At 43.0% G+C, this 23,603-nt stretch carries 21 protein-coding genes and 1 riboswitch; of the genes, 17 read left to right on the forward strand and 4 right to left on the reverse strand.

All coding sequences use genetic code 11. From position 1 onward, the window contains the following. The first annotated feature begins 457 nt into the window (after positions 1–457). From ACFO4R_RS02710 to ACFO4R_RS02760, 11 genes are all read left to right on the forward strand, one after another. Complete coding sequence (locus ACFO4R_RS02710) at positions 458–1,366, forward strand: TDT family transporter (RefSeq protein ID WP_379787462.1); 909 nt, start codon at positions 458–460, stop codon at positions 1,364–1,366. A gap of 33 nt (positions 1,367–1,399) precedes the next feature. After that, the gene (locus ACFO4R_RS02715; RefSeq protein WP_379787463.1) at positions 1,400–1,867 is read left to right on the forward strand and encodes a C-GCAxxG-C-C family protein; all 468 of its coding nucleotides are present in this window, start codon (positions 1,400–1,402) and stop codon (positions 1,865–1,867) included. A gap of 219 nt (positions 1,868–2,086) precedes the next feature. Beyond that, positions 2,087–2,188: riboswitch (glycine riboswitch) on the forward strand. A 94-nt stretch (positions 2,189–2,282) separates the two neighbouring features. Beyond that, complete coding sequence (locus ACFO4R_RS02720; protein WP_379787465.1) at positions 2,283–2,648, forward strand: GrdX family protein; 366 nt, start codon at positions 2,283–2,285, stop codon at positions 2,646–2,648. 145 nt (positions 2,649–2,793) lie between these two features. Further along, positions 2,794–3,741: a thioredoxin-disulfide reductase gene (gene trxB, locus ACFO4R_RS02725; protein ID WP_379787466.1), complete on the forward strand. Its 948-nt coding sequence runs from the start codon at positions 2,794–2,796 to the stop codon at positions 3,739–3,741. Between the two features lie 21 nt (positions 3,742–3,762). After that, positions 3,763–4,080, forward strand: a complete 318-nt coding sequence (trxA, locus tag ACFO4R_RS02730) for a thioredoxin TrxA (RefSeq protein WP_379787467.1) — start codon at positions 3,763–3,765, stop codon at positions 4,078–4,080. Positions 4,081–4,176: 96 nt separating this feature from the next. Continuing rightward, positions 4,177–5,463, forward strand: a complete 1,287-nt coding sequence (locus tag ACFO4R_RS02735; protein WP_379787468.1) for a glycine/sarcosine/betaine reductase component B subunit — start codon at positions 4,177–4,179, stop codon at positions 5,461–5,463. A gap of 77 nt (positions 5,464–5,540) precedes the next feature. Next, positions 5,541–6,017 carry a glycine/sarcosine/betaine reductase complex selenoprotein A gene (gene grdA / locus ACFO4R_RS02740; protein ID WP_379787469.1) on the forward strand — a complete coding sequence of 159 codons (477 nt, stop codon included), beginning with the start codon at positions 5,541–5,543 and terminating at the stop codon, positions 6,015–6,017. A gap of 48 nt (positions 6,018–6,065) precedes the next feature. After that, positions 6,066–7,376, forward strand: coding sequence for a glycine reductase complex selenoprotein B (gene grdB, locus ACFO4R_RS02745; RefSeq protein ID WP_379787470.1), 1,311 nt, complete (start codon positions 6,066–6,068; stop codon positions 7,374–7,376). A 67-nt stretch (positions 7,377–7,443) separates the two neighbouring features. Further along, a complete protein-coding gene (gene grdC / locus ACFO4R_RS02750) occupies positions 7,444–8,982 on the forward strand; it encodes a glycine/sarcosine/betaine reductase complex component C subunit beta (RefSeq protein ID WP_379787471.1) in 1,539 nt (512 codons plus the stop codon). A 10-nt stretch (positions 8,983–8,992) separates the two neighbouring features. Further along, positions 8,993–10,138 carry a glycine/sarcosine/betaine reductase complex component C subunit alpha gene (grdD, locus tag ACFO4R_RS02755; protein ID WP_379787472.1) on the forward strand — a complete coding sequence of 382 codons (1,146 nt, stop codon included), beginning with the start codon at positions 8,993–8,995 and terminating at the stop codon, positions 10,136–10,138. A gap of 321 nt (positions 10,139–10,459) precedes the next feature. After that, the gene (locus tag ACFO4R_RS02760) at positions 10,460–11,677 is read left to right on the forward strand and encodes a CAP domain-containing protein (RefSeq protein WP_379787473.1); all 1,218 of its coding nucleotides are present in this window, start codon (positions 10,460–10,462) and stop codon (positions 11,675–11,677) included. A 373-nt stretch (positions 11,678–12,050) separates the two neighbouring features. On the opposite strand, the gene ACFO4R_RS02765 is transcribed toward ACFO4R_RS02760, so the two are convergent. From ACFO4R_RS02765 to ACFO4R_RS02780, 4 genes are all read right to left on the reverse strand, one after another. Beyond that, the gene (locus ACFO4R_RS02765; RefSeq protein ID WP_379787474.1) at positions 12,051–13,070 is read right to left on the reverse strand and encodes a hypothetical protein; all 1,020 of its coding nucleotides are present in this window, start codon (positions 13,068–13,070) and stop codon (positions 12,051–12,053) included. Between the two features lie 88 nt (positions 13,071–13,158). Beyond that, entirely contained in the window at positions 13,159–13,422 is a 264-nt protein-coding gene (locus tag ACFO4R_RS02770) for a helix-turn-helix domain-containing protein (RefSeq protein ID WP_379787475.1), read from the reverse strand. 320 nt (positions 13,423–13,742) lie between these two features. Then, entirely contained in the window at positions 13,743–14,207 is a 465-nt protein-coding gene (locus ACFO4R_RS02775) for a hypothetical protein (protein ID WP_379787476.1), read from the reverse strand. Between the two features lie 140 nt (positions 14,208–14,347). Beyond that, a complete protein-coding gene (locus ACFO4R_RS02780) occupies positions 14,348–14,710 on the reverse strand; it encodes a hypothetical protein (protein ID WP_379787478.1) in 363 nt (120 codons plus the stop codon). A 1,312-nt stretch (positions 14,711–16,022) separates the two neighbouring features. Here ACFO4R_RS02780 and cysK point away from each other — a divergent pair. The 6 genes from cysK to mfd all read left to right on the forward strand — a co-directional run bounded on the left by cysK (position 16,023) and on the right by mfd (position 23,545). Continuing rightward, entirely contained in the window at positions 16,023–16,946 is a 924-nt protein-coding gene (cysK, locus tag ACFO4R_RS02785; RefSeq protein WP_379787479.1) for a cysteine synthase A, read from the forward strand. Positions 16,947–17,030: 84 nt separating this feature from the next. After that, positions 17,031–17,597, forward strand: coding sequence for a serine O-acetyltransferase EpsC (epsC, locus tag ACFO4R_RS02790; RefSeq protein ID WP_379787480.1), 567 nt, complete (start codon positions 17,031–17,033; stop codon positions 17,595–17,597). A gap of 143 nt (positions 17,598–17,740) precedes the next feature. Beyond that, positions 17,741–19,141, forward strand: coding sequence for a cysteine--tRNA ligase (cysS, locus tag ACFO4R_RS02795; RefSeq protein ID WP_379787481.1), 1,401 nt, complete (start codon positions 17,741–17,743; stop codon positions 19,139–19,141). Next, a complete protein-coding gene (locus ACFO4R_RS02800) occupies positions 19,123–19,536 on the forward strand; it encodes a Mini-ribonuclease 3 (protein ID WP_379787482.1) in 414 nt (137 codons plus the stop codon). Before cysS ends, ACFO4R_RS02800 begins: the two co-directional genes overlap by 19 nt. Before the next feature lie 55 nt (positions 19,537–19,591). After that, positions 19,592–20,152, forward strand: coding sequence for an aminoacyl-tRNA hydrolase (gene pth / locus ACFO4R_RS02805; protein WP_379787483.1), 561 nt, complete (start codon positions 19,592–19,594; stop codon positions 20,150–20,152). Positions 20,153–20,161: 9 nt separating this feature from the next. After that, on the forward strand, positions 20,162–23,545 hold the full coding sequence (gene mfd / locus ACFO4R_RS02810) for a transcription-repair coupling factor (RefSeq protein ID WP_379787484.1): 3,384 nt from the start codon (positions 20,162–20,164) through the stop codon (positions 23,543–23,545). The last annotated feature ends 58 nt before the right edge of the window (positions 23,546–23,603 follow it).

The raw sequence follows: 23,603 nt of genomic DNA on the forward strand, positions 1-23,603 counted from the left end.
GGAGCAATTCATTTGGCATCGATCGTTTTATGGTTAAGATGCCTTGTTTAATTTGTGTAGACACGCTCTAAAACATAGAGATCGTATTTTCGACTTTCCGAGATGAGGGAGGATCATTCTTATAATCATTCTTGTTTCCCTCTTCTGCTCCGATGTCTTTGGAGGAGTTTATAGTATTATCTGTTTAAAGCGACATATATACAGAATAGATCATTGCCGAAAAACAATTTGGAGGAGGATAGTTCAAAGTATTCAGAGAGTCAATTTTAATAGATGATCGCATTAGAGAGGAGAGTTCACGGATTTGATCTCGGTGTTTCTATACTGTTGTTCGCTCCGATGCCGGGTATGATCCGAGCTTCGAGATTGTTGCCGGACCTTCGATCTTACAGATTTCGAACCGGTGGTATTCCAATCGGATGACAGTCAAGAAGAAAAAAGAAGAGGAGAGTGTTGTATGGATTTTTTGAAGAAATATCCCCTTCCCATCGCAGGCCTGATTTTGGCGATCCTCGCCCTCGGCAATCTGCTGAAACCTTACGGGGAAGGTTTGAGGACAGTTTTGGGACTGATCGGAGGGGTCTTGTACCTGATCTATCTGATCAAACTGATCGTATTTAACACCAAGCTGTCAGAGGCGCTTGAACATCCGGTGGTCGCAAGCGTATTCCCCACTTTTACGATGGCCACCATGCTGGTACCTACATACATCAAACCCTACGCTCCCGCCTTGGCACCGGTTATTTGGTACATCGGAGTGATCGGACATGTGGTACTTTATCTGTGGTTCAGTAAGAATCATGTGTTGAATTTTTCGACCAAAAAAGTATTTCCTTCCTGGTACATCGTCTATGTGGGAATTGCGGTAGGCAGTGTAAGTTCTCCGGCTGTCGAGCAGTTGAAGGTAGGACAGATCGCATTTTGGCTTGCCTTTGTATCTTACTTCGCTATTTTGCCTTTTGTACTTTATCGAGTCTGGAAGGTGGGAGAGATCCCCGAGCCTGCGAAACCGACACTGATCGTGCTTTCCGCACCGGCTTCTCTCCTGCTCGCAGGTTATTTGAGTGCCTTTGAAGTGAAGTCTGCGACAATGGTCTATCTTCTGGCAACTCTTTCCTACCTGTTCTACTTCATCGCCTTGTACTATCTGTCCAAGTTGATGATGAGCAAGTTCTCTCCCTCTTTCTCGGCTTTTACTTTTCCCCTGGTCATCAGTGCGATCGCAGGGAAGATGTTTGCGGGATATATGAAGGCGGGCGCTGTGCTGGCAATGCTTGTAAAGGTTCAGGAAGCAGTTGCTTTTTGTATCGTTGTATTTGTTCTTTTTCACTATATGAGATTTTTGTTTAAGTCGGAAAATGCGTAAGCGATACCATATATTTTTAAGGAGGATGTTGAAATGACAAGAGAAGAATGTTTGAAGGATATCAGAGAAACCGCTGAAGAGTATTTTAGAAGCGGGACCTTTTTCTGTTCGGAGGCTGTACTCCAAACGATTAACGATGCTTTGGGAAAGCCCTACGACGACAGCATCGTAAAGATGGCATCAAGTTTTCCTATCGGAATGGGTAAGGCGCAGTGTCTGTGCGGTGCGGTTTCCGGAGGAGAGATGGCACTGGGCATCGTGTACGGACGTGTCAAGGGAGAGCCTATGAACCCTAAGATGTTCGAACATGCGAAGGGCTTGCATGATTTTATCAAAAAGGAGTATAGAAGCACCTGTTGTCGCGTAATCACAAGGGAGTGGGCAGGAGATAACTTTATGTCGGAAGGTCGCAAGGCACACTGTATTCATATTACAGGTCAGGTTGCGGAGTGGGTCGCAAATGTTTTGATCGAAGACGGAAAGCTCCCCGTAACCGAGTAGATCGTTCAAAAAAGATAAAGCCCGATTATTGCGATAGTAAAACAGAAATTTAACAAGGAGCCCTCCCGTTGTCTTTCTTGAAGAAGCAGCGGAAGGGCGTCTTGCTTTAATTGAAAATTCAAATTTTCTGAGAAATTTGAAAACCTTGAAACTGAAAAAGAGCCTTGATTTAATTTGTGAAAACGTTTATAATAATTATGTAAAATTCATATGTTTTGGATGAGGATATAGGGAAATTTTCTTAAGTGAAAAACCGAAGGTACAAACTGTTTTGGACCGAAAAACAGTGAAATTCTCAGGTAAGGGAACTTATATCGGACAAAACTCTGAAGTTGTAAGACAACAGGGAATCAGGTAGCTGTTTTTTTGTTGTTTTTTTATATGTATTTTGTGAAAAAGTTGAAGGGGTGGAAGCTTGGTCATTATCACAAACAATCCGTTGGTAAAAGAAAAACTGACGCAGTATGTCGTCGAGTTTGAGGATTGCAGTTACATCGATATTTTAAATAAAGTTCGATACAAGATCCATTCGGGTCATCGTCTGATGACACACCCCCTGTACGGAAGTGTAAAACCCTACGAAACGATGTACCGAACTGTCGTTTTGGAGGAAGGGAAGGACTTGGACCTGGAGTCGCTCTCCTTGATCGAGGATGCGATCGTTGTCACAGAGACCTTCATTCGCAACAAGAGGATGCGGAATTGGCCCGAATCGGTGATCGAAGATTTTCAGGTCATTGACTTGGATCTAATTGAGCAAACACTACAAAGATTTATATAGCGTTTAACCGATGATTTCGTACTTAACCGCTATCTAAATACAGTTGTCAGCAGTGAGGAGCGAAACACTTTGATTAAGGAGGGTTTGGCCTTGTTTTAAAAAGTGTTATCGACCTCAACAATAATAATTTGCAGGAGGTGCATGTATGGAGAATTTGTATGATGTGATAATCATAGGAGCGGGTCCGGGAGGTCTTTCTGCAGGACTTTATGCGGGTCGCTCCAAACTTAAGACTCTTATTTTGGAAAAGGAAAAAAATGGAGGACAAATCGTAATTACTCACGCCGTAGAAAACTATCCCGGTTCTGTAGAGGATGCGACAGGACCTTCATTGACAGCGAGGATGGTCAACCAGTGCAAGAGTTTCGGTGTTGAGATTTTCAGAGACACCGTTACCGAACTGGAGCTTGAAGGTAAGGTAAAGACTGTTAAAGGAGAAAAAGGAACTTATCAAGGAAAGACTGTTATCCTTGCGACCGGAGCAAATCCGAAGAAGATCGGTTGTCCGGGAGAGAAGGAGTTGACCGGAAAAGGAGTTTCTTATTGTGCAACTTGTGACGCGGACTTCTTCACGGACTTGGAAGTATATGTTGTAGGCGGAGGAGACAGCGCAATTGAAGAGGCTCTTTATCTGACAAAGTTTGCCCGTAAGGTAAACATCGTTCACAGAAGAGAAGGATTCAGAGCGAACAGAGTAGCTTTGGATAAGGCGAAGGCAAACGAGAAGATCGATTGGATGCTGCACAAGGTCGTAGAGGAGATCAAGGGAGACGGGATCTTGGAGTCTGTTGTATTGAAAGATACCAGAACCGGAGAGTTGACCGAGTTGTTTGCAGATGAAGATGACGGAACAATGGGAATGTTTGTGTTCGTAGGATTGGTTCCGCAAACTGAACTTTTTAAAGGTCTGATCGATATGGATGAACAAGGTTATCTCTTGGCGGATGACGAGATGAAGTCCAATATTCCCGGAGTGTTCATTGCAGGAGATTGTCGTCAAAAGATGCTTCGTCAAGTGGTTACAGCTGCTGCAGACGGTGCAATTGCAGCGGTTTCGGCAGAACACTATATAGAAAACCACTTTGCTGAATAAGTTTAAGAAAGGAAGATCGATATGCTAGAACTGGATAAGAATAACTTTGAAGAGGAAGTTCTGAAAGCTTCCGGGTATGTATTTGTAGATTTTTGGAGTCAGGGATGTGAGCCTTGTAAGGCGCTTATGCCTGAGGTTCATGAATTGGCTGAAAAATATGGCGATAAGATAAAATTCTGCTCCATGGATATCACAAAGGCACGCAGGGTTGCGATTTCCCAAAAAGTACTGGGTTTGCCGGCACTTTTGATGTATAAAGACGGAGAGAAGATCGACGAAGTAGGAAAAGATGATGCTACGATTGCAAACATCGAGGCAATGATTCAAAAATATTGTTAATTCGGTATTGGAAACAGCCAAGCTGTTTTTGATTCAAGAAGGCACAGTTTGTGTGCCTTCTGTAATAAATTGACTATTGCTTTAAGGAGGTGTAGTATGCGTCTTGAATTAGGTAAGATCTTCATTCACGATGTCGTGTTTGGAGACCAAACAAAAGTAGAAGGTGGAGTACTTACAATCAACAAGGCTGAGATGTTGGAAGAAATCGGTGGAGATGAGCACATCGCTTCGATTGATATTGATATTGCAAAGCCGGGTGAGAGTGTAAGAATCACACCTGTAAAAGACGTAATCGAGCCAAGAGTAAAAGTGGAAGGCTCAGGACAAATTTTCCCGGGGTTATTGAACAAAGTTGGAACTGTCGGAGAGGGTAGAACTCACGCGCTTAGTGGAATGGCAGTTGTAACGACCGGTAAGATTGTAGGATTCCAGGAAGGGATCATCGACATGATCGGAGAAGGAGCAAAATATACACCGTTCTCCAAACTTATCAACGTTGTTATTACAGCTGAACCTGTGGAAGATCTCAAACAACATGCTCACGAGAAAGCAGTGAGAATGATCGGTTTGAAAGCTGCAAGATACTTGGGAGAAGCAGGAAGAAACGTAGAGCCTAACGAAGTAAAAACTTATGAAACAAAGCCGTTGCTTCAACAGGTTCAAGAATATCCAGACCTGCCGAAAGTACTGTATGTATATATGCTCCAAACTCAAGGTTTGTTGCATGATACCTACGTATACGGTGTGGATGCGAAACAAATCGTACCGACCATCCTTTATCCGACAGAGATCATGGACGGAGCGATTCTAAGCGGTAACTGCGTATCCGCTTGTGATAAAAACCCGAGTTATGTACATTTGAACAACGGAATCGTTGAAGAACTGTATGAAAAACACGGAAAAGAGATCAACTTCTTGGGAGTTGTCATCACAAACGAAAACGTATATTTGATGGATAAGGAAAGATCTTCCAATTGGACAGCGAAACTTTGTACCTACTTGGGTGCAGATGCGGTTATCGTATCTCAGGAAGGTTTCGGTAATCCTGATACCGACCTCATCATGAACTGCAAAAAGATCGAAAACGAAGGGATTAAAACCGTAATCGTAACTGATGAGTATGCAGGTAGAGACGGTGCTTCTCAATCTTTGGCAGATGCGGATGAAAAAGCAAATGCAGTTGTAACAGGCGGAAATGCAAACCAAGTTGTTGTACTTCCCAAACTTGACAAAGTGATCGGACATCTTGACTTCATCGATGTGATCGCAGGAGGATTTGACGGTTCTCTACGTGAAGATGGTTCCATCGAAGTTGAGATCCAAGCGATCACAGGAGCTACCAACGAAACAGGATATGGATATTTAACTGCAAAAACATTCTAGTTTTTGCTTAAGTAAGTCTCTTTGATACAAAAGCAACAGAACGAAATGCAATGAAATAAAATGAAAGGAAGATGAAAATGAGTATCTTAGATAACAAAAAAATCATTATCATCGGCGACCGTGACGGTATTCCGGGACCTGCTATCGAGCAGTGTGTGAATACGGTTGCAAATACGGAAGTCGTATTTTCTTCAACAGAGTGCTTTGTCTGAACAAGCGCGGGCGCTATGGACTTGGAGAACCAAAAGAGGGTAAAAGACCTTGCTGACAAGCACGGTGCGGAAAACCTTGTGGTTCTACTGGGTGCAGCAGAGGCCGAAGCTGCAGGACTTGCAGCTGAGACAGTAACAAACGGAGACCCCACATTTGCGGGACCGCTTGCAGGAGTAGCGTTGGGAATTACTGTATTCCACGCGATCGAGCCTGAAATGAAAGAACTTTATGACCCTGAAGTATACGAAGATCAAATGGGCATGATGGAAATGGTACTTGAAGTTGATGAGATCGTAGAAGAGATGTCGGGACTTCGTGCAGACTATTGTAAATATCTATAAAATATCCTCGTCGAAAGACAAAATATAAGTGAGGAAAGGAGTAATATTATGGCTAAGCTAAAAGTAGTTCATTATATTAACCAATTCTTCGCAGGGATAGGTGGAGAGGAAAAAGCGGACACAAAACCCTTTATCGCAGAAGAACTTCCGCCTATCAGTAAACAATTGGACGGTCAACTCGGAGAAGAGTTTGAGGTAGTTGCAACCGTTGTTTGCGGAGACAGTTATTTTAATGAAAACCTTGAAACAGCTTCCAAAGAAGTATTGGAAATGATTTCAAAACACGAACCGGCGTTGTTTATTGCAGGACCTGCCTTTAATGCGGGACGTTACGGAGTTGCTGCCGGAACTATTACAAAGATTGTAAAAGATGAACTTGGAATCCCTGCGGTAACAGGTATGTATATCGAGAACCCCGGAGCGGATATGTTCAAAAAAGAGTTATACATCCTTTCTACTGCAGATTCTGCAGCAGGTATGAGAAAAGACCTTCCCAAACTTGCAAAACTTGCTCGCAAACTTGCATTGAAAGAGGAGGTAGGATCGCCTGCGGATTCCGGATACATCGAAAGAGGAGTACGTGTAAACTTCTTCTCTGAAGAGAGAGGCTCCAAGCGTGCGGTCGATATGTTGATCAAAAAAATCAAAGGTGAAGAATTTGAAACCGAATATCCGATGCCTAACTTTGATCGTGTAGCGCCGAACCCGGCAGTAAAAGACTTGACGAAGGCAAGAATTGCTTTGGTTACATCCGGAGGAATTGTACCTAAACATAATCCGGATCATATCGAGTCTTCTTCCGCGTCCAAGTATGGAGAGTACTCCATCGCAGAGTTCGATGTATTGACGGAAGAAAGCCATGAGACAGCTCACGGTGGATATGACCCTGTATATGCAAACGAAAACCCGAACCGTGTACTTCCTGTCGATGTACTCAGAGATATGGAAAAAGAAGGAAAGATCGGCAAATTGCACGAATTCTTCTATACCACGGTAGGTAACGGAACAGCGGTTGCAAGCTCCAAGGCATTTGCAGCTGAGTTCAGCAAGAAATTGGTAGATGCCGGAGTGGATGCAGTCATACTGACTTCTACGTGAGGTACCTGTACACGTTGCGGTGCAACGATGGTAAAAGAAGTTGAGAGAGCCGGAATTCCGGTAGTACACATTTGTACGGTAGTTCCGATCTCCTTGACTGTTGGAGCAAACAGAATTGTTCCTGCGATAGCAATTCCTCACCCGCTTGGAAACCCGAGTTTGGATGCTTCTGAAGAGAAGAAGCTGAGAAGAGGTTTGGTAGAAAAAGCGTTGAACGCTTTGACAACCGAAGTGGAAGATCAAACGGTATTTGATAACTAAAAAATAAGAAGAGCGAGTTCTACGTTTGTCAAGGCGTGGAACTCGCTCTAACAAAATGGAGGGATGAATGTTGTTCCCAGTAATTAAAGGAGCAGGATATGTCTTGGTGCATACGCCGGACATGATAGTAAGAAACGGTTCAACTTGTTCAGTAGAGAGAGTGACAAACCCGGACTCACAGTTTCTCAAAGATGTGGAAAAGTACATCAGAAGCTATGAAGAGGTTGTAAACTATCTTCCTAACCAGGTATATATCGGAAATGTGAGACCTGAAGCATTGAAAGATCATCCGTTGCCTTGGACTAAGATTGAACATCAAGGAACCCGTGAAGGTAAATTCGGAGAAATTATGCCCGAAGATGAATTTATAGGTTTGATGCAACTTTGTGATGTATTCGATCTTGTGTACTTGAGTGAAGAATTTGTTAATAGAGTAAAACCTCTTATCGATGAACACTATCCTGAGTTGACAGCTTGGTCGGCAAAAATGAAAGGAACAAACGTCGAGGAAGAACTGTCCAAACTGGATAAGCATTCCGTAGAAGAACTCTATTTTAACAATCAATTGGTAGGATTTGTAAAAGCGGCTCACGATGTAGACGTAAACCTGAATGCTCATGTTATTTTTGAGAACCTTGTAGTAAAGGCGAGCGGAGTGGTATCGGCTCTTCATCTGCTTCGTTCTTCCGGAGTGAATGCCTTGGATATCGACTATGTGATCGAGTGCTCCGAAGAGGCTTGCGGAGACATCAACCAAAGAGGTGGAGGGAACTTTGCAAAGGCGATCGCGGAGATCGTAGGGCTGAACAATGCGACAGGTTCTGACACCAGAGGATTCTGTGCGGCTCCGGCTCACGCTTTGACAAACGCTGCCGCTCTTGTAAAATCAGGTGTACACAAAAACGTAATGGTAGTAGCGGGCGGCGCGACAGCAAAACTTGGGATGAATGCCAAGGATCATATCAACAATGAGCTTCCTGTATTGGAAGATGTGGTCGGAGGTTTTGCGGTGCTTATTTCCGAAAATGACGGAGTACACCCTGTGATTCGTACCGATATGATCGGAAAACACTCCGTTGGTACGGGAGCTTCTCCTCAGGCAGTAATGAATGCACTGATTTTGGAGAGCTTGAACAAAGGAAATCTCAAGATCACCGACGTCGATGTATACTCCGTAGAAATGCAAAATCCGGATATTACCGTACCTGCGAAGGCAGGAAATGTACCGGAAGCAAACTACAAGATGATCGGTGCTTTGGCGGTCAAGAACGGCGAATTGGAGAAGAAAGAGCTTGCAAACTTTATCAAAGACAGGGGTATTCCGGGTTGGGCGCCAACACAGGGACATATTCCGTCAGGAGTGCCTTATGTAGGATTTATGATTGATGATTTGACCACAGGAGAGAAGAACCGTGCGATGTTTGTAGGAAAGGGAAGTTTGTTCCTGGGACGTATGACCAACCTCTTTGACGGACTATCCTTCATCACGGAAAGAAACACGGGAGTTGTGGAAGAAGCTTCTGCAAGTCAAGACAAAGAAGAAGTTCGTAAGATGTTAGCGGAATATATGAATAAAATAGCTATGGAAATGCTAAAAGAAGAATAGGAGTGAGAATATGTCAAAGAAATTGATTGCGGATGTATTCTTGGAAGCTGCAAAAGCTTTGGAAACCGGTAGCTTTCTTAGCAAACCTAAAATCGGACTTACGACGTTTGGAAGTGAGCATGGGCAGGAGATGATGATTCAAGCGGCAAACCTTGCAAAATCGGATTTATTCGATATTGTGCTTATAGGAGATCCGGGAGAATCCGAGTTTGAGACCATTGTTGTGGCGGATGATAAAGAAGGCCATAAGAAGATGGAAGAACTTCTCGATAGCGGAGAACTCGATGCCTGCGTTACCATGCACTACGATTTTCCAATCGGGGTATCGACTGTAGGTCGCGTCGTAACTCCGGCGAGAGGAAGAGAACTTATTCTTGCGACAACAACAGGAACATCCGCACTTAACCGTGTGGAAGCAATGGTCAAAAATACCGTTGCAGGTATTGCTGTAGCAAAATCTTTGAACATAAAAGAACCGAAGGTCGGTATCTTAAACATCGATGGAGCAAAACAAACAGAACAAATCCTAAAGAAGATGAGAGATAACGGATATCCCGTTTCCTTTGCAGAGTCCATGCGTGCAGACGGTGGAGTTGCAATGAGAGGAAACGACTTGTTGCAGGCGAGCTGTGATGTCATGGTGACCGACTCTCTGACAGGAAACCTATTGATGAAACTCTTCTCCTCCTATACGACAGGCGGAGATTATGAAGCGATGGGATACGGATATGGCCCCGGAGTAGGTGAGGGATATGGAAGAAAAGTCTTCATCATCTCAAGAGCATCCGGTGCTCCGGTGGTAGCGAACGCTTTGAAGTATGCGTATGACATCGTGAAAGGAAACTTGGAAAAACACGCAAAAGAAGAATATTCTTTGGCGGGTAAGGCAAACATGATGGATCTGATCCGTCAAGTAACGGATAAGAAATCCGAAAATAAAGGCGAAGAAGTGACTGCACCTCCAAAAGAAGTAGTAACGGGTGCAATTGCGGGAGTGGATGTGCTTGACTTGGACGACGCGTTAAAGCATCTATGGAAACACGGCATCTATGCGGAAAGCGGAATGGGATGTACGGGTCCTATTGTTATGGTAAAAGAGTCCAATGTAGACAAGTCAATCGAGCTTCTCAAAGAAGGGAACTTTGTAGCCGACTAGATGAAAACTGCTTTATTCATAACATAAATAAGGGCCGTGAAATGGGAAGAAAACTGTTTCACGGCTTTTTATATTGAAGGACGGCATCAACAAAGAAAGGTCTATCAATCTGCTCGCCTCTTATAAATCATATAGAACGATTGACAAGGTGAAAAAATAATTTATACTATTCTTCCTTTAAATTATGGATATAAACGATGTGTAACTCATAGAAGATAAAACGGATTTTCGTGTTCCAAAAACATATATATCCACACTTCTATCGGAGCATAGTATTAATAGGTGATGGTATCAAATCGATGTTTGTTAAAGGAGGGTAAAATGAAAAAAACAGTTTCTATGATATTGGTATTTGTATTCATTATTCAGTTCGGTATTGTTGCAAATGCAAGGGAGCGATATTTTAATGCAAAAGTGGTCGACTATCCCATATATAGGAATTCACAGTTGCAAGGGACCGAATTTCCCATTCTTAATGTACAGGGGAGGACCTATTTATCTCTAAGAGATATTTCGAGGATCTTAAGTGTCGAGGTAATATGGAACGCAAGGGAGAAAATCATATATATCGGTGAAGAGATCCAATATTTTGAGAATTACATAAGTTATTTTTCCTATGGAGGGTACAAAAAAGCGAAAGAGATGAATTTTCCCATCTATGTAAAAGGAGAACGAAAATATCCGTCAAACTTGGAATTGTTAGTAGACGCAAGGACCTATCTGTCGATAAGAGATCTGGCGAATATGTTGGCTGTGCCTATAGATTGGAATGATCGATCCAAGAGTATAGAAGTAGGATCTCGATATGTTCTTGAAACGAGTCAAGAAATTGATGAAGAAGACTATACTCAAGCAACGGACAACTATGATGAAGATAACAGGAGAGATACTGAAAACAACAGCACTTTGACCATAAAACCGGAGAATATTTACAGAAAAGAACAGGAGAACAGAATAAGGGCAAAAGCTCCGATTAATTATTTGCCCGATCGTAAAATCAAAAATATGAATTTTACTCAAGAGGAATTGGATTATATCCTTAATGACAGACTGAACGATTATGAGAAGGAGATGTTTGATAATGTAAATAAGGCCCGAGCGAGAGAAGGGCTAGGCCCGCTCAAGCTTTCTATGGAGCTTACAAAGGTTGCCAGGATACATGTGATCGATGCCGAAAAAAATGATCTTTACAGCGAGTTTAAAAAAAGTGGAGGAAATGGGCACAGCTGGTCATACAGCAACTATTGGACCGGCGGGGTCTATACGCCCGATCACAAAAATGCGCAAATGATGTGGTCAAAGCCCGGAGAGCTTACAAACTATACCGGCTATGGGTTTGAAAATTCCTACTACGGATCTTATGTTACACCGGATGGAGCAGTCAAAGGATGGGAAAATTCCGGTGGGCACAACGCTGTAATGAAATCGCAAGGAAAATGGTCGGATATCAAAGTTGTAGGAGTAGGGATAGGAAACTCTTATGCTTGTCTGTGGTTCGGAAAAGATGATGTGGATGAGAATGAAGGGTATTCGAAGTAGAAGAGGCAAGGATCGAAATTGACCCAAGATTTAAAGAAAACGTTGTTCAGAGATGGAGAATGATCGTTCTGTCGTTTCGCCAAATACACAACTCATAATTTTAAAAATCATCATAAAACCGATGTTATACGAAGGATGAAACTCTTGAAAATATTGATATGGCAAACTTCAAATTTCTATAACTGCATGGTAAAATCAGAAGTTTGCCTTTGTGCGGCACTTCTCTAAATATACAGAGCTTGTCAAATGAATACTCTGGAGAATGTATCATGAAAGAAAAAACGGTTTTGCAACTTGGATGACCCTAATGCTATCAAAGTATTAAACCTGTCAACTCTAATAGATAATAGTATGAAATTATACGAGGAGATTTTTATTGATCTGCCTCCCTTGCAATTTGGCATTCCAATTCAAGAAAATCCATCGAATAATTATCGTCTGTATCGATACTTGCAGAATAGGAATTATAAAACAGATGATGGCTGTTGCTGTCCCAGGAGATCACATAGTGTCTATCCTCTTCTGTTTGATCCGGTCTGAATATTTTATTTCCGAACACTTTTTTCATCTTATCGGCATCGATCTTGGAAAACAGATCCACTCCATTTAGCTTTACAGACAGTCCGTTGTTTTTTCCTTCGGCAATATACTCGTCCTCCATAGTGAAATAAATGATACTGCAATCTTTAAGAGGTGTTTCCTCCGTCATACTTCCATAAAAGATGACCTCGGCAACAAGGGTATTGTTTTTTGCCAAAATACCCCTGGAGAAAGGAACACGATCCGCAGTCTGCCAATGATAGCCCTTCGGGACAGATATGGTATCGGAGTATTTCTCGAATTGTTCTGAAGAAGAAAATTCCTCGCGATCCGACGATGAGGTACATTCTTTTTCCGCGTAGATCTCAAACCCGTCGTTCATCAGTTCTTGAACCGTAGTTCGGCCCAGTCTTATGTCCGTATTATTTACAGTAAGGACCGGAGCTTTTACAGGAAGGCCGATGATCATATAGGTCATAGTGCAAAACAGCAAAAATAATAAAGAGGAAAAAAGTGCAACAAAGGCCTTTCCTGTACGTTTTCTGGAATTAAAGAGTGCCATGATCGGTACAAGAATTATCGTTCGTATTAGAACAGCTGTTGCTGACGGAAGTTTGGCGCCCTTATATAAAAGCTGTATTGCAAAAAGAAGGGCTGCTATAAACATCAAAACATATAGGAAGATCTCCCCTATTTTCATTTTATCCGTTTTTGATTTGTTGTTCACGGGTTCATCAAGCACCCTTTTTCCGTGGATCGTGATATCTTTATAGCTCTTATACAGAAAAAAGATACAAAAAACAAACGAAATACCTAAAAATGTGATCATACCGATATGCAAAAATCTGCCCAAATCTGCCACCTCTTTTACTCTGTTGTTACGAGTTTGTATTATTCTCCACTTGAAGACGATGGTTTCGCACCTTGATAGAAGAATAGCACTAATCGAATAATTCTTCTATTTTACAGATATCAGAAATTGGAATTGTTTCCCCAAGTTCCAATTGAACCTCTAAAGAATCAAAGGATTTGATTCGTACATGGAGGTAATCGTCGCTCATCTTTAAGTTGCCGATATCCGGAACACCGTTATTCGACTCCCATTTTGCAACTGCCGAACGAGAAACATGTAGTCTTTCAGCAAAATCCTCTTGAGATAAGCTTATGTTTTTTCTCAACGATTTAATTTTTTCACCTATTGTCATGGTATCCATCCTTTCTTTATTTAGGGTATGAAATCATTTTAACTTCAAAACAAAAAACAAGCCATATCCTCAGAAGAACATTCCTGTTACTCATAGTAACGTTGGATGCAATCCTTCTCAAATAGCTGTTGGAATCCGGCATTTATTCGATGTTTGTGCTTATCACCGAGATCTTGTATATTCCCATCCACAAAAATGATATAAGTGCTGAAATACATAAATGATTTATACAATGCAGTTTCATATGAGCGGGAAATTCGAGTAGATAATGGTATTTACAACCTGTATTTGACACCTTATCTATCACATTAGAGGGATCTTCACATAAGAGAACGCTCAGCGCCTATAATAAAGAGACCGAGAAGCATAAATAATATTCCTATAAGAGTATAAGCGACCTTGCTGTTTTTGTTTACTTCGAGAGGTTTCAGTTCTCGTATAAAATGCCTTGCCGGCGAACGTTTATCGTAGATAACGCTAATGGGAACCTTCCCTTTATTTTTACATTTCCACAAAAAAGAAGCCTTGCTGTTTGAGCTTGAAAAAGTTTCTTTATATCGAAAGGTTTTACCGTTGTGGTTTGTAAAAACAACCTTTGCGTAACACTCAAAATCATATCGGCTACTTTTTATTTCGATTACTTGTAGGGTTCCTTTTGTCTCCTGACGGTTTGTATCATCTGCTAAAAGTGCTTTTATATCCTTAACGAGATCTGCGGATCTTCGTGATATAAGGGGAAGCGATAATCCAAATAAAAACAAAATCAGCGCTATCACATATGCCATTTTGACCTCCTTCGTTCCTTAGCTTTATAAATTTACTCTTCATATCGTTATTTGCCGGTACGGTCCGAATGTCGAACGCATTTGAATTGGTTTCTCTCCGTTTTTTAGAATTGTGCGGTACCTTCTAAAGTCCTTGCGTTTTATTCCTGTATATTTAAAATCAATCTCTCGGAGTACTCTCGAAGATACATATAATACTGTGTAAGACGATCTTCTATCTGATTGAAATTTTTGATCGCATATTCATCTTCTTTCATATAATGGCGGGTGAAGGACCACAATATATCCTCACAATTTTTTATGATCTCATTCACATAAGAAAAATACTGTTCTTCCGACAAATGCTGAAGAGCGGAATAGTTGTCGATAAACTCGGCAATACCTCCAATGAATGAATCAAACTTCTCTTCATTGAAAGTATTGCAGTTATAGAGTTCGAATATAAAGTTTTTTCGGTTCTTCCGATTTAGTTGGATCTCTAAATTTTTTATATCATACTCCATTTGGGGCACAGACCTCCTTTAATTTTTCTGTTAAGGAACAAGATGGACTCGGATCTTTCTGTTGCATACTATTCTCCGTTTGAGATGTCGGGTATACAGGATAATCATTATCGAAAAATGATTTGGATGATCATATTATTCAAAGCGTTCAAGTCGTCAATTTTAATAGATAATAGTATTACTCTGAGTTTTAAACTGTGCTGTATTTTTTATTATACCATACCACACTGTTTTTTACAGGTCAAACTCCGTTTGCACTATTTTCCGTTTGAAATACCGGGTATACAGACTTATCATACCGAAAAACATCGGGAAGAGGATGGTTCAAAGGGTTCAACCTGTCAGTTTTAGCAGATGCCGGTATTATGGAAACGCCGAACAAAGGCAAATTTCTGGTTTGAATTCCGGTTTATAAGATACTAAAGCCTGTCAAATCAAAATTTTCAGGAACTTCACCATTTGTATAGAGTTGATTTTATGTTGATTTTTCAAATCATGAGGTCTTTCCCTGTCTTTACAGATAAGCGGTTTGAACAGGTTTGATGTTCGAAAAGAAAATGTTTTATCTGTTGACATGCGGGTAAATAAAAGATACAATGTAATTCATAGTATCTGGGTATGAATTTTATCCGTTGCTAAAATTTTGAAAGGAAAAGGGTGGTCATGCTATGTGTTGTAGCTCTCATTGTTTTTATAATTTCATAAAGAAATGATAAAATGATGGCATGGCTATGACTTTTTTTAGGCTGCACACCTTTTCGGTTGCAATTGAATAGGGCAAAAAATGCACTCTTATCTCTACGGGGATAGGTGTTTCTTGCTTTGAATTTGTTCTGAAAGTCGAGCTTTTATGCTCGGCTTTTTCTATGCTCAAAATTTCAAGGAAGTGCCTTTCTCGATTGAAGTATTATACTATTCTCCAATAGAAGTATGGATATATCCGTTTTTTTCAACCTTCGAAAAATCTCTTTAACTTCTATGGTCACAGATTGTTTATATCCACAACTCAAAGGAAGAATAGTATTATACAAGAACCCGATCGAAATTTGGGAATATCCTCTCTGCAAAGAACTATCACTTCGGTATTTATAGATTGGACTCACTTTTATCAACCGTTAAAATTGAGGGAATTTAAACGGGTAGTAGTGTAAGATTGGGTTTTCCGACGGGGGCGAAGATATGGAACTTGCAGATTGCAAAAGTATATTGGAGATCGCAGAGCACAAGTCCTCGGTACAAATTCAAACGTGTAGTATAGAATAGAAATGCCATCGAAGGAAGAACGATATATAAAAAAGAAAAGGAGACCATTATGTTATATCAAAATATTATGGACACAATAGGAAATACGCCTTTGGTAAAAATAAACGGGTTTAATGCGCACAGCAGGGCGGAGATCTATGTGAAGTTGGAGTTTTTTAATCCCGGAGGTTCGGTAAAAGATCGAATAGCTCTCAATATACTGTCCGAGATGGAACGAAGGGGAGAGTTGAAAAAGGGAGATACTATCATTGAACCGACCAGCGGAAACACGGGGATCGGTCTTGCTATGATCGCCGCTGCCAAGGGATACAGGGCAGTCTTTGTGATGCCGGCGACCATGAGTGAAGAGAGGAAGATGTTGCTTAGAGCCTACGGCGCGGAGTTGGTATTGACCGAAGGGGCAAAGGGAATGAAGGGAGCGATCGAAGAAGCACAAAGACTTGTTGAAGAAGAAGGTTATGTAATGATGAAACAGTTTGACAACCCCGACAACCTCAAGGCTCATCATAAGACGACGGCGAAGGAGATCTTGGAAGACCTTCCCGAGATCGATGCCTTTGTTGCAGGAGTAGGTACGGGAGGTACGCTTACCGGAACGGCGCAGGTACTCAAAGAGCATAGGCAAGATATTCGGGTGATTGCCGTAGAACCTTCCTCTTCTCCGGTCTTGTCGGGCGGACAGGCCGGCCCTCATAAGATACAGGGAATCGGAGCGGGTTTCATCCCTTCCATTATGGACATGGGGATCGTGGACGAGATTACACAGGTGGAAAACGAGGAGGCTCTTGAATATGCACGAAGGGCCGCGGTGGAAGAAGGTATTTTGCTCGGTATCTCGGGCGGAGCCGCCTTCTTTGCTGCCTTGGAGACGGCAAAGAAACTGGGCAGAGGCAAAAAAATCGTGTTTCTTGCTGCCGATAACGGAGAACGCTATCTGTCCACGGATTTGTATCGACATTTGAGCGAGAAATAATGAACAAAGAGTTTGACGGACCAAAAGTTTGAGATTTCAATATAAGGAGGAAGACGACCGGAGATGAAAGGGCAAGGAGGAGTTATGAAAGCACAATGGAAGAAAGAAGGAACATCCTTTTTCGGCTCGGTATCCGATACGATAAGGACTTATAGGGAAAAAGATCCCGCTGCGAGAAGTGCTTTGGGAATTCTGATCAATACTCCCGGACTTCATGCAGTATTGATGCATAAGTTGACTCACTTGTTGTATAGGAGAAGATTGTATTTTATTTCGGGATTTTTGTCTCAGGTATCAAGGTTTTTCACAGGTATCGAAATTCATCCCGGAGCAAAGATAGGAAAAAGACTCTTCATCGATCACGGGATGAGTATTGTAATCGGAGAGACGGCGGAAATCGGAGACGATGTTACTTTGTTTCATGAGGTTACGTTGGGAGGAACGGGAAAGGGAAGAGGCAAACGTCATCCCACCATAGGAAACAACGTCTTTCTCTCTGCAGGGGTCAAGGTGCTCGGGCCGATCACCATAGGAGATAACACCAAAGTCGGAGCCAATGCCGTCGTACTGGAGTCTCTGCCTATGAATGCGACAGCAGTAGGTATTCCCGCCAAAGTCGTAAAGCTCAATGGGATAAAGGTTGAAGGATGAGAACGACGGGCATAAGAAGCCGATGTTTGATTGTGGCTTATACGATCGCTGGAATAAACAAAAGCTTTGAATTATCATTGTAAAAAAAATCCATGTAGTTTATAATAAAATAGATATGTAATAACACAGTAGAGGTGAAAACAATGAGATTTTATAATACTCTTGCAGGAAAAAAAGAAGAATTCGTACCTCTTGAGCAAGGTAAGGTCAAGATGTATTCTTGCGGTCCGACGGTATACAACTATTTTCATATCGGAAATGCCCGCCCGTTTATCATCTTTGATACGCTTAGAACTTATCTGGAATACAGAGGATATGAGGTAACCTTTGTTCAGAACTTTACCGACGTGGATGACAAAATCATCAACCGTGCAAACGAAGAGGGAATCACGCCTCTTGAGGTTGCGAACAAGTATATTGAGGAATACTTCAAGGATGCGGACAAGCTGGGTATCAAGAGGGCAAGCGTTCATCCGAGGGTGACCGAATGTATCGAGGATATTATAGAGTTTATCCGGGAACTGATCGACAAGGGTCACGCCTATGAGGTGGACGGAGATGTGTACTATGATACCAAGAGTTTTGACGAATACGGCAAACTTTCCAAACAGAACATGGAGGAGCTGGAGGCCGGTGCAAGGATCGGTGTGGATGAGAGGAAAAACAATCCGACGGACTTCGCTCTTTGGAAGAAGAAAAAAGAAGGTGAGATCGGTTGGAACTCTCCTTGGGGAGAGGGTCGACCGGGATGGCATATCGAGTGTTCGGTCATGAGTCGCAAGTATCTGGGAGATACGATAGACATTCATTCGGGCGGACAGGATCTGACCTTTCCTCACCACGAGAACGAGATTGCACAAAGTGAGGGTCGCTCAGGCGAAGTCTTCGCAAATTATTGGCTGCACAACGGATATATCAATATCGACAATCAAAAGATGAGCAAGTCTTTGAACAACTTCTTTACGGTCCGCGAGATCATTGAGAAGGTCGATCCGGAGGTCGTAAGGTTTTTCCTCTTGAGTGCCCACTATCGAAACCCTGTCAACTTCAGTCAGGAACTGCTTGATGCTTCGAAAAACGGGTTGAACCGTCTATATAATGCGAAGAACAAACTTTCCTTCCTCGTGGAGAAGGCGGAGGGAGCGATGACGGAGGATGAAAGAGGCAAAAAAGAAGAGGTCGAGGCTTTCCGTCATCAGTTTATTGAAGCGATGGACGATGATTTGAACACAGCGGACGGAATCACGGCGGTGTTTGAACTCGCCAAATATATCAACACCCATGCCAACGAGGGCAGCTCCAAGGAGTTTTTGGCCCTGATGAAAGATGTGTTTGAAGAGCTTACTGGAGTTTTGAACATTGTTCAAAAGGAGAGATCCGCCGATGTTGATGAGGCAAAGATCCTGGAGCTTATTGAACAGCGTAACTCCGCAAAGAAGGAGAAGAACTATCAGGAAGCGGACAGGATCAGAGATGAGCTTAAGGAGATGGGTGTGGAATTATTGGATACAAGGCAGGGGACTACATGGAAGAAAATCGACTAGCAGTGCGCGACTTTCCCTTGAATCAGGTCAATCCTATCAACCTCGCATTTATGGGTGACGGGGTCTATGAGATCTATGTGAGAGAGCATATTGTAAGAACTTTCCCGACCTTGAAGATTCACGAAATCCATCGGAAGGCGGTGGCCTTTGTCAAGGCGGAGAGCCAGGCAAACGTGATCCGAACTCTTATGGATAGGAATATACTGACACAGGAGGAGAGGGATTGGGTCAGAAGAGGGAGGAACCAACACTCGATGGCTCCCAAGAATGCGAGCATATCGGATTATCGCTATGCGACCGGTCTGGAGACTCTCGTCGGATATTTGTATCTAAGCGGACAGCACGAGCGTGTGGAAGAATTGATCGGTTATGCGATCCAAATAGTAGAAGAGTAAGAAGTCAAGGGGCCTATCACTGAATTTAGGCTCCTTTTGGCGTGGGAGGATGACAATGTATATTATTGTAGGGCTGGGAAACCCCGGCTCAAAGTATGAGGGAACAAGACATAACATCGGTTTTTTGACAGTGGACGAACTTTCGAGAAGACATCAGATAAAGGTAAACAAATTGAAGTTTAAGGCATCGATCGGAGAAGGAAGAATAGGAGGCGAAAAAATCATCCTTGTCAAGCCTCAGACCTATATGAATTTGAGCGGTCAGTCTGTAAGAGAAGTGATGGACTTCTACAAGGTTTCTCATGACAAGTTGTTTGTTATCTACGATGACATCGACTTGCAGGTAGGGCAGCTCAGGATCCGCAAACAGGGAAGTTCCGGAACTCACAATGGAATGAGAAATATCATCTACCTCTGCGGATACGATGACTTTCCGAGGTTTCGAATAGGGATATCGGGAGAACATCGCAGGGCGAATCTGGCGGATTATGTTACTTCCAACTTCTCCAAAGACGAGATCCCTGCTGTTGCCGAATCGATCGAGCGATGTGCGGATGCGATCGAGACGGCGATCAGGGAGAAGATCGATGCGGCAATGAATCGGTTTAACGGATAGGAGGCAACCATGGAAGAACTTCATTCGATATCACAGCATATTCTCTCCTTCCATCAGATTGATGAAGCGGTTTGGAAGGCAAATTTTCCTATAAGCATCTACGGGTTTCTGCCTAACCAAAAACTCTTTCATCTCGCCTATCTCAATCGCAAAAGAAGGCAGGGCCTCATCTATATTATGGCAACCGGGAAGGAGGCTCAGGAGGCGGTCAGTGTACTTGAGAAACAGGGATTAAGAGTCGTTTACTTCGAATCCGAGCCCATCTTGTTCTACCACATCGATGCACGAGACAATCAAAAACAGGCAAACACGCTTTCCTCCTTGAACAAGGTCTTGGAAGGAGATTATGATGTAGCGGTCTTCTCCTGCGAAGAGTTGCTTCGAAAGTATATGGAGCCACAGAGTTTTTTGAACAGAAAGCTCTCTCTCCAAAGAGGGAGGAGCTATGACAGGGATGAGCTGGTTCAAGCCCTGATCTCCATCGGATATGTGAGAGAGTACAGGGTGGAGGGTATAGGACAGTTTGCCCTGAGGGGAAGTATCCTTGATATCTACTCTCCCTCAATGGAACATCCTTGTAGGATCGAGTTCTTTGATGATGAGGTGGACTCCATCCGTGAATTTGATCCCATCAGTCAAAAGTCGATCCAAAATAGGGAAGAAGTCGATATCGTGCCCGCTCTTCTTCATCTCTATACGCAGGATATGAAGCTGCCTGTCTTCAAAACCAAGAACGAAGAGCTCCTTCAAGAGATCGAACATCTCAAGGTGGAGAGTTATTTTGAAGGCCTTTATAAATACGCGGATATTTTGTATGCGAAGAAGGCATCCTGCCTTCTTGACTACTTTAGGGAGGACGACCTCATCATTCTCTCGGACTCCAACCGTGTCATGGAACGCCTGGAAAATGAAGCGGAGCTCTTTGCCACTGATTTTAAAGATGCGTTGGAACGCGATGAAGCTCTCAAGCAGTTCGGAGCCATGTTGTTTTCCAAGAGTTTTGTCGAACAACTTCTGCAAGATAAGAGGCTTCTTCTACATTCCTACCTCGCCAAGAGGTTGATCTATTTCAAATCCAAGGCTCTTATTCAGGCAGAGACGAGGGAGAGTCTCTCTTTTCAAGGGAGGATCAACGACTTTGTCGATGAGGTCCGATACCTTCTGAAGGAAGGTTATACGGTCCTGATCTTGGACGATAACGAAAACAGTTATGATAATATACGCAGGAAACTCTTGGATAGCGAGGTCGCCCTTGAAAGTCTGGGTGAACACGGTAAGTATTGCCCTGATGAACCGAAGGTTTATATGTCTCGTGTTTTTTTGGAAGAAGGATTTTTGTTCACCGACTCCAAACTCGCCTTCTATACGGGCAACGACATCTTCCGTGTGATCAAACGCAAAAGAAAGAAGACCGAGAAGAAGTATGAAGGCACGAAGATTGAGAACTTCATCGAATTGAAGCCGGGGGACTACGTCGTTCACGAGGCCTATGGAGTAGGACAGTTTATCGAAGTCAAACAAAAGGAGTTTGACGGGATAAGAAAGGACTATATCAAGATCGCTTACTACGGGGGAGACAGCCTCTACGTTCCTCTGGAGCAGATGGACAAGGTACAGAGTTTTGTCGGATCGGGGGCGGGCGATGCTTACCGGTTGAGTAAGTTGGGCTCCTCCGAATGGAAGAAGTCAAAGGCCAAGACCAAGAGAGAGTTGGAAGAGATCGCGGAAGATCTCGTAAAACTCTATGCAATCAGAGAAAACGAGAAAGGTCATGCCTTCGACCCCGACACCCCTTGGCAGAGAGAGTTCGAAAACGAGTTTCCCTATGAAGAAACCGAAGATCAGCTCAAGGCCATTGAAGAGGTCAAGAGGGATATGGAAAAAGACAGGGTCATGGACAGACTGGTCTGCGGAGATGTTGGCTATGGCAAGACCGAGGTTGCGATCAGGGCGATCTTCAAGGCCTGCATGGAGTCCAAGCAGGTGGTCTTTTTGGTTCCTACGACGATCTTGGCACAGCAACATTACATCACACTCAAGAACCGATTTGAGCACTACCCGATCAAGATCGGGCTCGTCAGCCGTTTTAGAAGCAAGAAGGAAGTCGAAGAGACCTTTAAGGGTCTGGCAAAAGGCTTGATCGATGTCGTTGTCGGCACGCATAAGATCCTTTCGGACAAAATCAAATACAAGGACTTGGGCCTTATCGTCGTCGATGAAGAACAACGCTTTGGAGTAAAACAAAAAGAAGCCATCAAAAAACTTCGGACAAACATCGACTGCCTCACGCTTTCGGCGACCCCCATTCCGCGGACCTTGCACCTGTCCTTGTCCGGAATCCGCGAGATGAGTGTTTTGAATGAGCCGCCTCAGGAGCGTCGTCCGATCGCAACCTATGTGACCGAAGCCAAGAGCGGGATCATTGCCGATGCCATTGAGAGAGAGTTGGCACGTGGAGGTCAGGTCTTCTTCGTCTACAATCGGGTCGAAACCATCGAAAAGATCCATCGTCTGCTCTCCGAACTCGTTCCCGATGCGTCTATCGCGGTCGCTCACGGTCAGATGACACCGGCAAAGCTGGAGAATATTATGATAGATTTCCTGAACAAGGAGTACGACGTCCTGCTTTCGACGACCATCGTTGAAACAGGGATGGACATCTCCAATGCCAATACGATGATTGTCTACGATGCCGACAAGATGGGTCTTTCTCAGCTTTATCAGCTGAGGGGGCGGGTCGGACGTTCCTCCAGGCAGGGATATGCCTACTTTATGTACGAGAAGGATAAGGTCTTGACCGAGATCGCGGAAAAACGACTCAAGACCATCAAGGAGTTTACCCAATTCGGAGCGGGATTTAAGGTGGCGATGAAGGATCTGGAGATACGGGGAGCGGGCAGTCTGCTCGGAGAAAAGCAGTCGGGTCATATTGCCAACATCGGATATGAACTCTATATCAGGATGTTGGATGAGGCCATCCGAAAGTACAAGGGAGAAGAGGTGGAAGAAAAAATCGAAACCGAGCTTCACTTTCAGACGAACGCGTACATCCCCAACCACTATATTGAAGAAGAAATGGAAAAGATTGATATCTACAAGAAGATCGCGACCATAGAATCTCGTGAAGACTATGATGAGCTTTTCGATGAGCTCATCGACAGGTTTGCCGATGTGCCTCAGGCGGTCATCAACCTGATGAACATCGCCTATCTGAGATCGATTGCCTCCAAGTGCCATATCATAAAAATCTACGAAAGAAACAAAATGGTCTACTTTGTGGGAAGGGAAAACAAGATCATGGCAAAAAAAGCATTTCAAGGGAAAACCGATGATGCTTTGATAGGAGATATAGTAACGTTTCTGGAACACTTTCAACAAGCTCCGGCTATGTAAGCAAGTTATTCTGAAAAAACGCATTTCAGAACAAAAATAGGAAAGACGATTACAAGAT

Origin of the sequence: Filifactor villosus (assembly GCF_042652965.1) — a bacterium.
GTDB classification, from domain to species: Bacteria; Bacillota; Clostridia; order Peptostreptococcales; family Filifactoraceae; genus Filifactor; species Filifactor villosus.

Coding starts and splice junctions, on each gene's coding strand:
- ACFO4R_RS02770 (WP_379787475.1), bottom strand. CDS start 13,422: ATGACAATAGGTGAAAAAATTAAATCGTTGAGAAAAAACATAAGCTTA.
- ACFO4R_RS02710 (WP_379787462.1), top strand. CDS start 458: ATGGATTTTTTGAAGAAATATCCCCTTCCCATCGCAGGCCTGATTTTG.
- grdD (WP_379787472.1), top strand. CDS start 8,993: ATGTCAAAGAAATTGATTGCGGATGTATTCTTGGAAGCTGCAAAAGCT.
- mfd (WP_379787484.1), top strand. CDS start 20,162: ATGGAAGAACTTCATTCGATATCACAGCATATTCTCTCCTTCCATCAG.
- grdC (WP_379787471.1), top strand. CDS start 7,444: ATGTTGTTCCCAGTAATTAAAGGAGCAGGATATGTCTTGGTGCATACG.
- ACFO4R_RS02800 (WP_379787482.1), top strand. CDS start 19,123: ATGGAAGAAAATCGACTAGCAGTGCGCGACTTTCCCTTGAATCAGGTC.
- pth (WP_379787483.1), top strand. CDS start 19,592: ATGTATATTATTGTAGGGCTGGGAAACCCCGGCTCAAAGTATGAGGGA.
- ACFO4R_RS02775 (WP_379787476.1), bottom strand. CDS start 14,207: ATGGCATATGTGATAGCGCTGATTTTGTTTTTATTTGGATTATCGCTT.
- trxA (WP_379787467.1), top strand. CDS start 3,763: ATGCTAGAACTGGATAAGAATAACTTTGAAGAGGAAGTTCTGAAAGCT.
- ACFO4R_RS02715 (WP_379787463.1), top strand. CDS start 1,400: ATGACAAGAGAAGAATGTTTGAAGGATATCAGAGAAACCGCTGAAGAG.
- cysS (WP_379787481.1), top strand. CDS start 17,741: ATGAGATTTTATAATACTCTTGCAGGAAAAAAAGAAGAATTCGTACCT.
- ACFO4R_RS02780 (WP_379787478.1), bottom strand. CDS start 14,710: ATGGAGTATGATATAAAAAATTTAGAGATCCAACTAAATCGGAAGAAC.
- ACFO4R_RS02760 (WP_379787473.1), top strand. CDS start 10,460: ATGAAAAAAACAGTTTCTATGATATTGGTATTTGTATTCATTATTCAG.
- cysK (WP_379787479.1), top strand. CDS start 16,023: ATGTTATATCAAAATATTATGGACACAATAGGAAATACGCCTTTGGTA.
- ACFO4R_RS02735 (WP_379787468.1), top strand. CDS start 4,177: ATGCGTCTTGAATTAGGTAAGATCTTCATTCACGATGTCGTGTTTGGA.
- epsC (WP_379787480.1), top strand. CDS start 17,031: ATGAAAGCACAATGGAAGAAAGAAGGAACATCCTTTTTCGGCTCGGTA.
- trxB (WP_379787466.1), top strand. CDS start 2,794: ATGGAGAATTTGTATGATGTGATAATCATAGGAGCGGGTCCGGGAGGT.